The sequence below is a fragment of the Streptomyces sp. NPDC091280 genome, from assembly GCF_044768565.1.
GTDB lineage: Bacteria > Actinomycetota > Actinomycetes > Streptomycetales > Streptomycetaceae > Streptomyces.
In genome coordinates this window covers 253,032-266,535 of sequence record NZ_JBIVUZ010000011.1, presented here as the reverse complement: position 1 = coordinate 266,535, position 13,504 = coordinate 253,032, and the positions used below count along the sequence as shown (strand labels likewise).

Sequence of the window (13,504 nt, the reverse complement as noted above, 5' to 3'; positions counted from 1 at the left end):
TGGTCGGTCACGTGTTCAGCCTGCCTCGAACCAGCCATGATCGTCAGGGTCTTGGCGAGGACGGGCGGCGCGAGGTCGGGCACGCGCGTGTGCCGTGCGGGGCGGGCACGCGCGCGTGGCGCCCTTTTTCACGAGGGGTTCATCGGATACCCGTCGTGTGCCGCGAGGTCCTTGTCGATCTTCTTGGCGGCCTCGTCGAGGGTGGCCCGCACCGGCGCCCGATCGAAGATGATCTTCGCGAAGGCCCGGGAGAAGGCGTCGGTGATCGCCGGGTAGGCCGGTGTCTGCGGCCGGGGGTGGGCCACGCCGTCCCGGAGCTGCTCGATGAACAGGTGCTCGGGGCCGCCGGGCGCGTACTGCGGCGAGAGCTTGATCGCGCTCTCGGTGGCCGGGATCGCCCCGTTGGCCACGGTCATCCGGTGCACCTGGGCGGGCTGGAGCAGGAAGGACAGGAAGCGCCACACGGCGTCCCCGTCGGCGTTGCCCGCCGGGACACCCCACTGGAAGGAGCCCATGCCGGTGACGGTGCCGTGGCCGAAGTCGGGCAGCGGGACGATCGTGACGTCCCCGGGGAATGCCTTGTTGAATTCCGGATAGGTCCAGTGGCCGCACCAAGAGATCGCGCTGCGGCCACTGACGAACGCCTTGTCGTCCTTGACCATGTCGATGAGCCCCGCCTTGGCCCAGTTCTGCATCGTGGTGAGCGCGCTGACCGCACCGGGGCCGTTCACATAGCCGTCGGCGGTGCGGTGGTCGCCGGGCTCGATGAGGTCGCCGCCCGCCGACCACACGGCGGGCGCGAAGCCGTAGGTGTTCCACTCCTGGCCCGGCTGCGAGTAGACGAGCCGCAGGTCGAGCGGCGCCTTGTAGCCCTGGGTGCGCAACTTGCGGAGGATGCCGGTCAGTTCGGTGGCCGTCCAGGCGTCCTTGGGGCCGGTCGGGATACGGATTCCGGCCTTCTTCATGACGGACTTGCGCACATACAGGCCCATGCCCGAGTCGAAGGTGCCGATGCCCCACAACCTGCCCGCGTAGGTGCCCTGTTGACGGATCGTCGGCAGCAGGTCGGCGCGGACGCTCGCGGGCACGCAGGAGTCGATCGGCCGCAGCTTGCCGGACCAGGCGTAGCTGTAGAGGTTGGGCCCGTCGAAGTCGAGGAGGTCGGGCAGGTCGCCGCTGGCGGCGGCGGACAGCACCAGGTCGGTGTAGGCGCGGTCCTCCGGGAGGGTGACCAGTTCGACCCGCACCTGTTTCTGCCGCTTGTTGAACTCCTTCACCTGGCTCTGGAGCGTGGTGAACTCGCCGCTGGGGCCCGCGTGGTACCACACGGTGATGTGCGCGGTGCCGTTGATCTTCCCGTCGCACGTGGTGTCCTTCGGGGACGCGCCCGCCCCCTTGGCGTCGCTCCCGCCGCCGTCGCACGCGGCCAGCAGCAGGGCCCCGCACAGCACCCAGGGGACCAGGGTGCCCCGTACCCGGCGCATCGCGGGCCACGCGCGCGTGGCGCCTCCACCCTTCATGGCACACCCCCACTCGACCGGCCGGCTCGGCCTCCCCAGGGCCCCGACATGCTACCGCCCGTCGTGTCGCCATCGCCCTGTGTGAACGAGAACCTTCGTTCACGGCACGGGACTTCAGCACTTTCCGGCTAGCTGGAAGGCGCGGATGACCACCTGTTGGCAAGCTGTGGACATGTCGCTGCGCTGTCTCCTCGTCGATGACAGCGCCCGGTTCCTGGAGGCCGCTCGCGCCCTGCTGGAGCGTGGCGGCATCGATGTCGTCGGCATCGCCTCCACGGGCGCGGACGCCCTCGCCCAGGCCCGGGAGACGGCCCCCGACGTCGTCCTGGTCGATCTCGACCTCGACGGCGAGAACGGCTTCGACGTCGCGCGCCGGCTGGTGGGCGACGTACCGGCGGTGATCCTCATCTCGACCCACTCCCGGGAGGACTTCCAGGAACTGATCGCAGCCAGCCCCGCGCGCGGATTCCTGCACAAGTCGTCCCTGTCCGCGCGGGCGATCAGGGACGTCCTCGGCGACGGCGGGCCGGCCGCGCCGCCCTGAGGCCACCCCCACGACTCGGCCAGGTCGCACCGGGCTGTTGGGCGGCAGGTGTTGTCGGGACTTGGTCAACACGCTTCAATGCGGGGGAACTCGGGGCGTGAATGACGGCGTACGGATGTGAAGACCCTTCTCCGGCGCCGACGGGGGCCCCGAAGCAACCCGCGTGAACGGTCTGACCAGCCGTTGTGAACATTCACAGAAAGGGCCCCTGCATGCCGCACGCCACACAGCAGGCGGATGTCGCCACCGCGGAACTCGACTCGGTCCTGCGCGGCGGCCCCTTCCATGTCGCGCTGCGCGCCGCCATCGCCGCCAGAGGCCTGCCGTTGCAGCGCGTCCAGCACCATCTGACGCGCTACGGGGTCAAGGTCGGCGTCACCAGCCTGAGTTACTGGCAGCAGGGGGCCCGCCGCCCGCAGCGCCCCGAGTCGCTGCGGGCCGTACGGGCCTTGGAGGAGATCCTCCAGCTCCCGGAGGAGTCCCTGATCCGGCTCCTCGCCGAGGCCGAGGAACGCGCGGTCGCCGCCCGGCCCGCGGCCCGCTCCTACCGCTCCTTCGTCGAGGCCTCGGGCGTCCTGGAACAGCTGCTGGCCGAGCTGGAGTCCACGCCCGACAGCGGGCTGCACACCTTCGGGCACCACGAGCGGGTGCGGGTCGGCCCGCGCCGCGAGCTGGCGAGCCGCGAGTCGCACCACATCGTCCGCGCCCACCGGGACGGCGTCGACCGCTTCATCGCCGTCCACTACGGGGACCCGGGCTGCGCCCCGGAGCACATGAGCGTGCACGCCCTGGAGAACTGCCGCACGGGCCGCGTCCGCCGCCACCAGGACACCGGCATGCTGGTCGCCGAGCTCCTCTTCGGTACCCGGTTGCGCTCTGGAGATACGTTCCTCTTCCGCTACGGCGTCGAGGACGGCACCGCCGGAGTGTCCCGCGAGTACGTCCGGGACTTCGGTTCCGCGGGCGGCCAGTACGCGCTCCAGGTGAGCTTCGACGAGAACGCGCTGCCCGCCCGCTGCCACCGCTTCACCCAGCACTCGGCGGCGGCCCCGCGCAGCGGCCGTCAGGAGCTGCGGCTGACCGGACACCGCTCGGTGCACCTCGTGGAGCCGCGGATGCGGTCGGGGATCGTGGGGATCGGCTGGGACTGGGAGTGAGCCGCCGCGGGTCCGGCGGCCCCCGGGGTCAGGCGCCGGGTCCCGCGACGATCCTGCCGTTCTCGGCCGTCACCCTCAGCTCGGTCAGCGGCTCGGTGGCCGGGGACCGGAGCACCTTGCCCGTGGTCGCGTCGAACTCGCTGCCGTGGCACGGGCAGATCAGCGTCGTACCGTCCAGCTTGTTGATGGGGCACCGCGCGTGCGTGCAGATCGTGCTGTACGCCTTGAGGGTGCCGTTCGCGGCCCGGCCGACCACCACGCCGCTGTCCCGGTAGAGCTTGGCGCTCCCCTTGGGGATCTCGCTCTCCGCGCCGAGGTCCACGGGCGCGGTCGGCGTCGCGGGGGCCCCTGGGCCGCCGCCGGAGCAGCCCGCGAGCCCGAGTCCGGCGACCGGCGTGAGGGCCGCTCCGCGCAGGACGGTACGACGGCTCGGAGCGGGGCGGGCGGGCATGGGGATCTCCAGCTGTCGTTCGGGCTGTTCAGCCGGGCTGTTCAGGCCGGCGCACGCCGACGATACCCGTGCCGTTCCGCCCGCTTTGCGGTGGGTTCACCGAAGAGGCACTCACGGTACGTAAACGCTTGCGCAAGCGTTTACGTCGGGCGCCGGATGGGATACGTTCCGGCCGGAAGACCTGCCGTACTCCAGACAGGGGGACTCGCGGTGGCCACCATGGCCGATGTCGCACGCAGCGCCGGAGTGTCCGTCGCGACCGTCTCGCACGTCCTGAACGACACCCGCCCGGTGCTGCCCAGCACCCGGCAGGCCGTACTGAGCGCGATCGAGGAACTGGGCTACACCCCCAACACCCTCGCCCGCTCGCTGGTGACGTCCCGCACCCGCTCCATCGGCCTCGCCGTGTCGGCGATCAGCAACCCGTACTTCACGGAGATCCTCCAGGGCGTCGAGGCCGGCGCCCTGGAGCACGGCTACAGCCTGCTGATCGCCGACCCGCACGACGACCCGGAGCATGAACTGAAGGTCGGCCGGCTCCTGCACGAGCGCCGGGTGGACGGCATGATCGTCGCGCCCTCGGCGGACCCCGGCGCCCTCGTCGCCTACCTCGGGCGGCACGCCGTACCGACGGTGTTCCTGGACCGGGTGGTGGAGACGTCCCCGGCCGACGCGTCCCCGGCCGACCGGGCGGGCGCCCTCGACTCGGCGCTCCCCTTCGACCAGGTGTGCGCCGAGAACATCGAACCGACGGCACAGCTGGTCACCCACCTCGCCGGACTCGGCCACCGCCGGATCGGCCTGGTCGCGGGCCGGCCCGGGCTCAGCACCACCGGCGAGCGGATCGCCGGCTACCGGCACGGCCTCGCCGCCGCCGGACTCCCTTACGACGAGCGGCTGTTGGCGCACGGCGACTCCGAGTCGGCCGCCGCCGAACGGGCCACCGCGACCCTGCTGGCCCTGGCCGCCCCGCCCACGGCCCTGGTCACCGCCAACAATGCGATGACCATCGGCGCCCTGCGCGCCCTGCGCGAGCGCGGGCTGTCCGTCCCCGGCGATCTCGCGCTGTGCTGCTTCGACGACTTCGTCTGGGCCGACCTGTTCGAGCCCCGGCTCACCGCGATCGCCCAGCCCAGCAAGGAGATCGCCGCCGAGGCCGTACGGCTGCTGCTGGAGCGGCTCGCCGCGCCGGACCGGTCCGGCCGGGTGCTGCGGCTCCCCTGCGCGTTCGTCCACCGCACCTCGTGCGGCTGCCCCGACCAGCCCGTGAAGTCCACGAAGGGAAACGTCTCGTGATCGTCGTCGCCGGTGAGGCCCTGATCGATCTGGTACCGCAGGGCCCGGGCGCCCTCGCGGTCCTCAAGCCGACGCTCGGCGGCGGCCCCTACAACACCGCCGTCGCCCTCGGCCGCCTGGGCTCGGCCACCGCCTTCTGCTCGCGTGTCTCCCAGGACGCGTTCGGCGAGGCGCTGCTCGCCGGGCTGCGGCAGGCCGACGTGGACGTCCTGGACGTACAGCGCGGCCCGGAGCCGACCACGCTCGCGGCGGCCACCCTCGACGCGAACGGCTCCGCCACCTACTCCTTCTACGTCGACGGCACCGCCGACCGGCTCTTCTCGATGCCCTGCACGCTCCCCGCCGAGACCGAGGCGGTGTCCTTCGGCACCTGTTCGCTGGTCCTGGAGCCGGGCGCGAGCGCCTACGAGGAGCTGATGCGGACCGCTGCCGCGCGGGGCGTGTTCACCGCGCTGGACCCGAACATCCGGGCCGGTCTGATCCCCGACGCGGACGCCTACCGGGCGCGGTTCAGGAGCTGGCTGCCGTATGTGTCGCTGCTGAAGCTCTCCGAGGAGGACGCGCTGTGGCTGGGGGGCAGTCCCCGTGAGTGGCTGGCAGCGGGTCCCTCGGCCGTCGTGATCACCCAGGGCGGCGACGGGCTGACCGCGTTCACCCGGGACGGCACGGTGTACCCGGTGCCGGGCGAGAAGGTCGACGTGGTGGACACGATCGGGGCCGGCGACACCGTCAACGCGGCGCTGCTGCACGGTCTGTCCGCCCGGAACGCGCTGTCCCCGGAGGGGCTGGACGGACTCGGCCGCGACGGCTGGACCCGGCTGCTGCGCTACGCGGCGCGGGCGGCGGCGGTCACCTGCTCCCGCGCGGGGGCGGAGCCGCCGTACGCCTCCGAACTGGACGCTCTGTAGCGGGCGTTCAACCGATGCGGTGCCGCGCGGGGTACTCCCCCGCGCGGCACCGCATCGGTGTCCTCGCTCCGGTCAGGCCTTGCGGGCTCGCGTGGTCTTCTTCGCGGGCGCGGCCTTCTTGGCGGGTGCCGCGGTCTTCTTCGCGGGCGCGGCGGTCTTCTTGGCGGCGGCCTTGCGCGGGGCCTTCACCGGGGCCCCGTCGCTGATCCGGTCGGCGTCGAGGATCTCGCGCAGGAACTTGCCGGTGTGGCTGGCCGGTACGGCGGCGACCTGCTCCGGCGTTCCCTCGGCGATGACGAGTCCGCCGCCCGCGCCGCCCTCGGGGCCCATGTCGACGACCCAGTCGGCGACCTTGATCACGTCGAGGTTGTGCTCGATGACGATGACCGTGTTGCCCTTGTCGACCAGTCCGCCGAGCACCGTGAGCAGCTTGCTGATGTCCTCGAAGTGCAGGCCGGTGGTGGGCTCGTCCAGGACGTAGACCGTACGGCCGGTGGAGCGGCGCTGGAGCTCGCTGGCGAGCTTGACGCGCTGGGCCTCACCGCCGGACAGCGTGGTCGCCGACTGGCCGAGCCGGACGTAGCCGAGGCCGACGTCCTTGAGGGTGTTGAGGTGACGGGCGATCCCGGGGACGGCCTCGAAGAACTCCGTGGCCTCCTCGATCGGCATATTCAGGACGTCGGCGATGGACTTGCCCTTGTAGTGGACGTCCAGCGTCTCCCGGTTGTACCGGGCGCCGTGGCACACCTCGCACGGGACGTAGACGTCCGGCAGGAAGTTCATCTCGATCTTGATGGTGCCGTCGCCCGCGCAGTTCTCGCAGCGACCGCCCTTGACGTTGAAGGAGAAGCGGCCGGGCAGATAGCCCCGCACCTTCGCCTCGGTCGTCTCCGCGAACAGCTTGCGGACGTGGTCGAAGACTCCGGTGTACGTCGCCGGGTTGGACCGGGGGGTGCGGCCGATCGGCGACTGGTCGACGTGCACGACCTTGTCGACGAGGTCGTCGCCGTCCACGCGCGTGTGCCGCCCCGGCACGTTCCTCGCGCCGTTCAACTCGCGCGCCAGGTGGGTGTACAGGATGTCGTTGACCAGGGTCGACTTGCCGGAGCCGGAGACGCCGGTGACCGCGGTGAACACGCCCAGGGGGAACGAGACGTCGATGTCCTGGAGGTTGTTCTCCCGGGCGCCGTGCACCGTGAGCTGCCGGGACAGGTCGCGCGGGCGGCGGATCTCGGGCAGCGGGATGGCCTTCCGGCCCGACAGGTACTGCCCGGTCTGGGACTCCTCGTTGACGAGCAGTTCCTTCAGGGAGCCGCTGTGCACGACCTTGCCGCCGTGCTCGCCCGCGCCGGGGCCGATGTCGACGATCCAGTCGGCGACCTTGATGGTGTCCTCGTCGTGCTCGACGACGATGAGCGTGTTGCCCATGTCGCGCAGCCGGACCAGGGTCTCGATCAGCCGGTGGTTGTCGCGCTGGTGCAGGCCGATGGACGGCTCGTCGAGGACGTACAGGACACCGACGAGTCCGGAGCCGATCTGGGTGGCCAGGCGGATGCGCTGGGCCTCGCCGCCGGAGAGGGTGCCGGCCGCGCGGTTCAGCGAGAGGTAGTCGAGGCCAACGTCGACCAGGAAGCGCAGCCTCTCGTTGCACTCCTTCAGGACGCGCTCGGCGATCTTCTTGTCGCGGGCGTCGAGCTTCATGCCGCCCAGGAACTCCGCGCAGTCGCTGATGGACATGCCGGAGATCTCGGCGATCGACTTGTCCATGATCGTGACCGCGAGGACGACGGGCTTCAGGCGCGTGCCATGACAGGTAGGGCAGGGCACCTCGCGCATGTAGCCCTCGAAGCGCTCCCTGCTGGCGTCGCTCTCCGCCTCGCCGTGCCGCCGCTTCACGAAGGGGACGGCGCCTTCGAAGGGTGTCGTGTAGACCCGCTCGCGGCCGTACCGGTTGCGGTACCGCACCTCGATCTGTGTCTTGTGGCCGTAGAGCAGGGCCTTCTTGGCGCGCTGCGGGAGGCCCGCGAAGGGGATGTCGGTGCGGAAGCCGAGCGCGTCGGCGAGGGCGCCGATGAGGCGGCCGAAGTAGTCCTTGGTGTGGCCGTGCGACCACGGGTGGATGGCGCCCTCGTCCAGGGACTTGTCCTCGTCCGGGACGATCAGCTCGGCGTCGACCTCCATGCGCGTGCCGATGCCGGAGCACTCGGGGCAGGCGCCGAAGGGCGAGTTGAAGGAGAAGGAGCGGGGCTCCAGTTCCTCGAAGGACAGGTCGTCGTACGGGCAGTAGAGGTGCTCCGAGTACATGCGCTCGCGCTCGGGGTCGTCCTCGGGGAGGTCGACGAAGTCGAGCACGACCATGCCGCCGGACAGCCCGAGGGCAGTCTCCACGGAGTCGGTGAGGCGGCGCTTGGCGGAGTCCTTCACCGTGAGGCGGTCGATGACCACCTCGATGGTGTGCTTCTCCTGCTTCTTCAGGACGGGCGGTTCGGAGAGCTGAATGGTCTCGCCGTCCACGCGCGCGCGGCTGTAGCCCTTGGTCTGGAGGTCGGCGAACAGGTCGACGAACTCGCCCTTGCGCTCGCGCACCAGCGGCGACAGAACCTGGAAGCGGCTCCCCTCCGGGAGGGCGAGGACCTTGTCGACGACGGCCTGCGGCGACTGGCGCGAGATCGGCCGGCGGCACTCCGGGCAGTGCGGCTTGCCGATGCGCGCGAAGAGCAGGCGGAGATAGTCGTAGACCTCGGTGATGGTGCCGACCGTCGAGCGCGGGTTGCGCGAGGTCGACTTCTGGTCGATGGAGACGGCCGGGGAGAGACCCTCGATGAAGTCGACGTCCGGCTTGTCCATCTGGCCGAGGAACTGGCGCGCGTACGAGGAGAGCGATTCCACGTAGCGCCGCTGGCCCTCGGCGAAGATCGTGTCGAAGGCCAGGGAGGACTTGCCCGACCCGGACAGGCCCGTGAAGACGATGAGCGAGTCGCGTGGCAGGTCGAGCGAGACATTCTTCAGATTGTGCTCGCGCGCGCCACGGACGATGAGACGGTCGGCCACGCCGGTCCGCACCTTTCTTGAGAGAAGTGACAGGGGCGGGGCCCCCGTCGTTCCCAGACTAGGGGGAGCCACTGACAACGCCGGTCGGAATCCCGGCCGAGGCATAACAACCTCCGGCCTTCCAGCATGCCCGACGCCACACCCGACGATATAGCACGTGCATTCGATTTACGGCACTGCTTCACCACCTTCACCCAAAGGTGTGGCGGGGCTAGGGTCAGCAGCATGATTGATCACGCTCATGACCTGGCCTCTGTACGTGACGCGACCGAACGGCTGCTCACCGCAGCCGCCGCACTGGACAACGCCTCGGCGGCCGAGCCGTCACGGCTCCCCGGCTGGAGCCGCAATCACGTCCTCGCCCATGTCGCCCGCAACGCGGACGCCCTCGTGAACGTCCTGGAGGGCCGCCTCATGTATCCGACGGCGGGCGTCCGCGACGCCGACATCGAGCGCGACGCCCCGCGCCCCCTCGACGTCCAGCTCGCCGACGTGCGCGACAGCTCGGCCCGCTTCCAGGCGGCGGGCGCCGTCCCCGCGGACTGGTCGCGGACCGTGGAGCTGCGCAACGGGGTCACCGACACCGCGTCGCGCGTGCCGTTCCGGCGGTGGAGCGAGGTCGAGCTGCACCACGTGGACCTGGGGATCGGGTACGAACTGGAGGACCTGCCCGAGGAGTTCACCCGGCGGGAGATCGGCTTCCTCGCCGAGCGGTTCACCGGGCACCCCGACGTGCCGTCGACGCACCTGTCGGACGGCACGCGCGCGTGGAGCACGGGCCGGGCCGCCGAGAAGCCCGACGTCACGGTCACCGGCAGCCCGGAGGAGCTGCTCGGCTGGCTCTGCGGACGTCGTAACGGGTCCGGCCTGACGGTCGACGGCGGCGCCCTGCCGGCGCTTCCCCCGCTGTAGGCCTCCGGGCCGGTCTCCACGCAGTGGCGGAACGTCCGGGAAACACCGGCCACTTCGGAACGCCCCTCGGAAACGGATTAGGCTGACCGGCATGACGTACAGCGGAGAGGTGACGGTCGGCGGTCCGGCGGACGTGCATGAGCTCACGGACCTGATGATCACCAAGATCGCGGTCGGGCCCATGAACAACAACGCCTATCTGCTGCGCTGCCGGGCCACGGGCGAGCAGTTGCTGATCGACGCGGCCAACGACGCGGAGACCCTGCTCGGCACGATCGGTGACGACGGCGTCGCGTCCGTCGTCACCACCCACCGGCACGGCGACCACTGGCAGGCGCTCGCCGAGGTCGTGACGGCCACGGGCCCGCGTACGTACGCGGGCCGCGAGGACGCCGAGGGCATCCCGGTGCCGACGGACGTCCTGGTCGACGACGGCGACACGATCCGGGTGGGACGGGTGGAGCTCACCGCGCGCCACCTGGTGGGCCACACACCGGGCTCGATCGCGCTCGTCTACGACGACCCGCACGGGCACCCCCACGTGTTCACCGGGGACTGCCTGTTCCCCGGTGGGGTGGGCAACACCTGGAAGGACCCCGAGGCCTTCGCCAGCCTGATCCACGACGTCGAGACGAAGATCTTCGGCACGCTCCCGGACGAGACATGGGTCTACCCGGGACACGGCAACGACACGACGCTGGGCGCGGAACGCCCGCACCTGCCGGAGTGGCACGCGCGCGGGTGGTGAACCGTGGGGCGCGTGCGGCGGTGCCCGCGCGCCCCGTGTGAATCCTTCGCACACGCCGGTGTCGTACGCGCGCTCCCGGCACACATGGTTGCGCGGTCAACTGGAAACAGCCCCGCTCAGGATGACGGCTCCTGCGCGGATGGGCCGCCGGTCCATCGTTCCCCGCCCTCGACCGGCGGCCCCGGCCGGCGCGTCGCGGGCGGGATCGCGCCGGAGCCGTTCACGAGAACGCAACACCCGTTCCCAATATGCGGACATTGAGCGCTGTGACCTCGACAAACAGGACGTTTGGCTGTCACTCTCCCGCCATGCACCTTGCCCCTCGCGTACCGAGTCGCGCGATAGCCGCCGTCACCGTAGCCCTCCTCGCCACCGCCGTCGGCTGTGCTCCGCAACCGGAGGACAAGGCCTCCGACCAGGCCTCCGCGTCGGCCGGGACCACCTGTGCCAAGGGCAAGCTGGCCACCCAGACCTCCGGCAAGCTGACCATCGCGACCGACGAACCGGCGTACGAGCCCTGGTTCGAGGACGACAAGCCGGCCAACGGCAAGGGCTTCGAGTCGGCGGTCGCCTACGCCGTGGCGAAGCAGCTCGGCTACGACAAGAGCGCCGTCGTCTGGCAGAGCGTCCCCTTCAACAAGGCCTTCGCGCCCGGTGTGAAGACCTTCGACTTCGACATCAACCAGGTGTCGATCAGCGCCGAGCGCAAGAAGGCCGTCGACTTCTCGTCCGGCTACTACGACGTCCGTCAGGCCGTCATCGCGCTCAAGGGCAGCAAGGCCGCGAAGGCGACGACCATCGCGGGCCTCAAGGGCCTCAAGCTGGGCGCCCAGGTCGGCACCACGAGCCTGAACTACATCAGCGACGTGGTGAAGCCGACGCAGCAGGAGGCCGCGTTCTCCAAGAACGACCAGGCCGTCTCCGCGCTCAAGAACGGCCAGGTCGACGCGATCGTCGTCGACCTGCCGACCGCGTTCTACATCACCTCGGCCGAGGTGACGAACGCCAAGATCGTCGGCCAGTTCGAGAACCAGGGCGGCACGCCCGAGCAGTTCGGGCTCGTCCTCGACAAGGGCAGCGACCTCACCTCGTGCGTGACGTCGGCCGTGGACGCCCTCCGCAAGGACGGCACGCTGGCCGCCCTGGAGAAGCAGTGGCTGTCCGACGCCGTCGACGCCCCGGTCCTCAAGTGACCGTGGTGAAGGACGAGTCGGGCCGGGAGGGCGCCGACGACAACGGCGACATGCCCGGCGGGGGCGACACGTACGTCCCCTCGCAGCGGCGGCTGGAGCGCGAGCACCACAAACGCGCGCGGGCCCGTCGCGCGACCGCGCTCGCCGCGGTGTCGACGCTGGTCACGGCCGTCGTGCTGTACCTGGTCGTGGTCAGCGCGCCGGGCTGGGAGCGCACCAAGGAGACGTTCTTCGACGGGCACTACGCGCGCGAGGCGTTCCCCAAGGTCCTCGAAGGACTGTGGCTGAACATCCGGCTGCTGCTGATCTGCGGTGCCCTGGTGCTGGTCCTGGGGATGCTGATCGCCATCGCGCGCACCCTGCGCGGACCGGTGTTCTTCCCGCTGCGCGTGCTCGCGGCGGCCTACACGGACTTCTTCCGCGGGCTGCCGCTCATCATCAACCTGATGATCGTGGTCTTCGGAGTGCCCGCGCTGCGCCTCCAGGGCGTCACCGTCGACCCCGTGTGGCTGGGCGGTACGGCGCTGACGCTGACGTACTCGGCGTACGTCGCCGAGGTGTTCCGCGCGGGCATCGAGTCCGTGCACCCCTCGCAGCGCGCGGCGGCCCGTTCCCTCGGCCTGACCAACCGGCAGGCGCTGCGGCACGTGGTGCTCCCCCAGGCCGTACGCCGACAGGTGCCCCCCTTGTTGAACGATCTGGTGTCCCTCCAGAAGGACACCGGTCTCGTGTCGATCGGCGGCGCGATCGACGCCGTGCGGGCGTCCGACATCATCGCGCAGCGCGCCCTCAACTACACGCCGTACATCGTCGCGGGCATCGTCTTCGTGGCGCTGACCATCCCGATGACCCGCTTCACGGACTGGGTGACGGCCAGGATGGACCGGCAGCGCGCCCAGGGAGGCACGACATGAGCACCGACGACACCTCCGCCGCCACTCCCGTGCTGCGCATGGAGTCCGTCCGCAAGACCTTCGGTACGTCCGTCGTCCTGCGGGACGTCGACCTGGAGGTGCCTCAGCACACCGTGACCGCGCTGATCGGGGCGTCCGGCTCCGGCAAGTCCACGCTGCTGCGGTGCGCGAACCTCCTGGAGGACATCGACGACGGCGCGATCTGGCTCGACGGCGAGGAGATCACCGATCCGCGCGTCGACCAGGACGCGATACGGCGCCGTATCGGCGTGGTGTTCCAGGCGTACAACCTGTTCCCGCACATGACGGTCCTGGAGAACATCACCCTCGCCCCGCGCCGGGTGCACGGCAGCTCCCGCGCGGAGGCCGAGGCGCACGCGCGCGAGCTGCTGGAGCGGCTCGGGCTCGGGGACAAGGCGGGCGCCTACCCGGACCGGCTGAGCGGCGGTCAGCAGCAGCGGGTGGCGATCGTGCGCGCCCTGGCCGTACGGCCCCGGCTGCTGCTCTTCGACGAGATCACCGCCGCGCTCGACCCCGAGCTGGTCGGCGAAGTGCTCGCCGTGGTCCGGGACTTGAAGGACGAGGGCATGACCATGGTGCTGGCCACGCACGAGATGGGCTTCGCCCGGGACGTCGCCGACCAGGTGTGCTTCCTGGACGGCGGGGTCGTCCTGGAGCGCGGCACCGCGCAGCAGATCTTCAACGACCCGCAGCAGGAGCGCACCCGGCGCTTCCTGCGACGGATCGTGGAGGCGGGCCGACTGTAACGGCTGGTCTGTGACGGGTGGTCTGTAAGGGGCGTCCGCCTGG

The 13,504-nt window shown here is 70.8% G+C and carries 12 protein-coding genes; 9 read left to right on the top strand and 3 right to left on the bottom strand.

What is annotated here, in order from left to right:
* Positions 1-128: 128 nt before the first annotated feature.
* Positions 129-1,520: an ABC transporter substrate-binding protein gene (locus ACIQPR_RS31880; protein WP_403655288.1), complete on the bottom strand. Its 1,392-nt coding sequence runs from the start codon at positions 1,518-1,520 to the stop codon at positions 129-131.
* 172 nt (positions 1,521-1,692) lie between these two features.
* Between ACIQPR_RS31880 and ACIQPR_RS31875 the strand changes: the two genes are divergently transcribed.
* Both ACIQPR_RS31875 and ACIQPR_RS31870 read left to right on the top strand, forming a co-directional pair.
* Positions 1,693-2,064, top strand: a complete 372-nt coding sequence (locus ACIQPR_RS31875; protein ID WP_403655286.1) for a response regulator — start codon at positions 1,693-1,695, stop codon at positions 2,062-2,064.
* Positions 2,065-2,276: 212 nt separating this feature from the next.
* Positions 2,277-3,221: a hypothetical protein gene (locus ACIQPR_RS31870; protein WP_403655284.1), complete on the top strand. Its 945-nt coding sequence runs from the start codon at positions 2,277-2,279 to the stop codon at positions 3,219-3,221.
* A 28-nt stretch (positions 3,222-3,249) separates the two neighbouring features.
* Here the strand turns inward: ACIQPR_RS31870 and ACIQPR_RS31865 are convergent, their stop codons facing one another.
* Positions 3,250-3,672: a Rieske (2Fe-2S) protein gene (locus ACIQPR_RS31865; protein WP_403655282.1), complete on the bottom strand. Its 423-nt coding sequence runs from the start codon at positions 3,670-3,672 to the stop codon at positions 3,250-3,252.
* A 210-nt stretch (positions 3,673-3,882) separates the two neighbouring features.
* On the opposite strand from ACIQPR_RS31865, the gene ACIQPR_RS31860 reads away from it, so the two are divergent.
* Positions 3,883-4,968 (top strand): LacI family DNA-binding transcriptional regulator, encoded by a 1,086-nt coding sequence (locus tag ACIQPR_RS31860; protein WP_403655280.1) that lies wholly within the window; start codon positions 3,883-3,885, stop codon positions 4,966-4,968.
* A complete protein-coding gene (locus ACIQPR_RS31855; protein WP_403655278.1) occupies positions 4,965-5,876 on the top strand; it encodes a carbohydrate kinase in 912 nt (303 codons plus the stop codon). The genes ACIQPR_RS31860 and ACIQPR_RS31855 overlap by 4 nt, the downstream gene beginning before the upstream one ends.
* Positions 5,877-5,948: 72 nt before the next feature.
* Here the strand turns inward: ACIQPR_RS31855 and uvrA are convergent, their stop codons facing one another.
* Positions 5,949-8,927, bottom strand: coding sequence for an excinuclease ABC subunit UvrA (uvrA, locus tag ACIQPR_RS31850; RefSeq protein WP_403655276.1), 2,979 nt, complete (start codon positions 8,925-8,927; stop codon positions 5,949-5,951).
* Between the two features lie 225 nt (positions 8,928-9,152).
* On the opposite strand from uvrA, the gene ACIQPR_RS31845 reads away from it, so the two are divergent.
* The 5 genes from ACIQPR_RS31845 to ACIQPR_RS31825 all read left to right on the top strand — a co-directional run bounded on the left by ACIQPR_RS31845 (position 9,153) and on the right by ACIQPR_RS31825 (position 13,461).
* On the top strand, positions 9,153-9,839 hold the full coding sequence (locus tag ACIQPR_RS31845) for a maleylpyruvate isomerase family mycothiol-dependent enzyme (protein WP_403655274.1): 687 nt from the start codon (positions 9,153-9,155) through the stop codon (positions 9,837-9,839).
* Between the two features lie 91 nt (positions 9,840-9,930).
* Positions 9,931-10,587 carry an MBL fold metallo-hydrolase gene (locus ACIQPR_RS31840; RefSeq protein WP_403655273.1) on the top strand — a complete coding sequence of 219 codons (657 nt, stop codon included), beginning with the start codon at positions 9,931-9,933 and terminating at the stop codon, positions 10,585-10,587.
* Positions 10,588-10,895: 308 nt separating this feature from the next.
* Positions 10,896-11,780, top strand: a complete 885-nt coding sequence (locus ACIQPR_RS31835) for an ABC transporter substrate-binding protein (protein WP_403655271.1) — start codon at positions 10,896-10,898, stop codon at positions 11,778-11,780.
* Positions 11,777-12,694 (top strand): amino acid ABC transporter permease, encoded by a 918-nt coding sequence (locus ACIQPR_RS31830; protein ID WP_403655269.1) that lies wholly within the window; start codon positions 11,777-11,779, stop codon positions 12,692-12,694. The genes ACIQPR_RS31835 and ACIQPR_RS31830 overlap by 4 nt, the downstream gene beginning before the upstream one ends.
* Positions 12,691-13,461 carry an amino acid ABC transporter ATP-binding protein gene (locus ACIQPR_RS31825; RefSeq protein ID WP_403655267.1) on the top strand — a complete coding sequence of 257 codons (771 nt, stop codon included), beginning with the start codon at positions 12,691-12,693 and terminating at the stop codon, positions 13,459-13,461. The genes ACIQPR_RS31830 and ACIQPR_RS31825 overlap by 4 nt, the downstream gene beginning before the upstream one ends.
* The last annotated feature ends 43 nt before the right edge of the window (positions 13,462-13,504 follow it).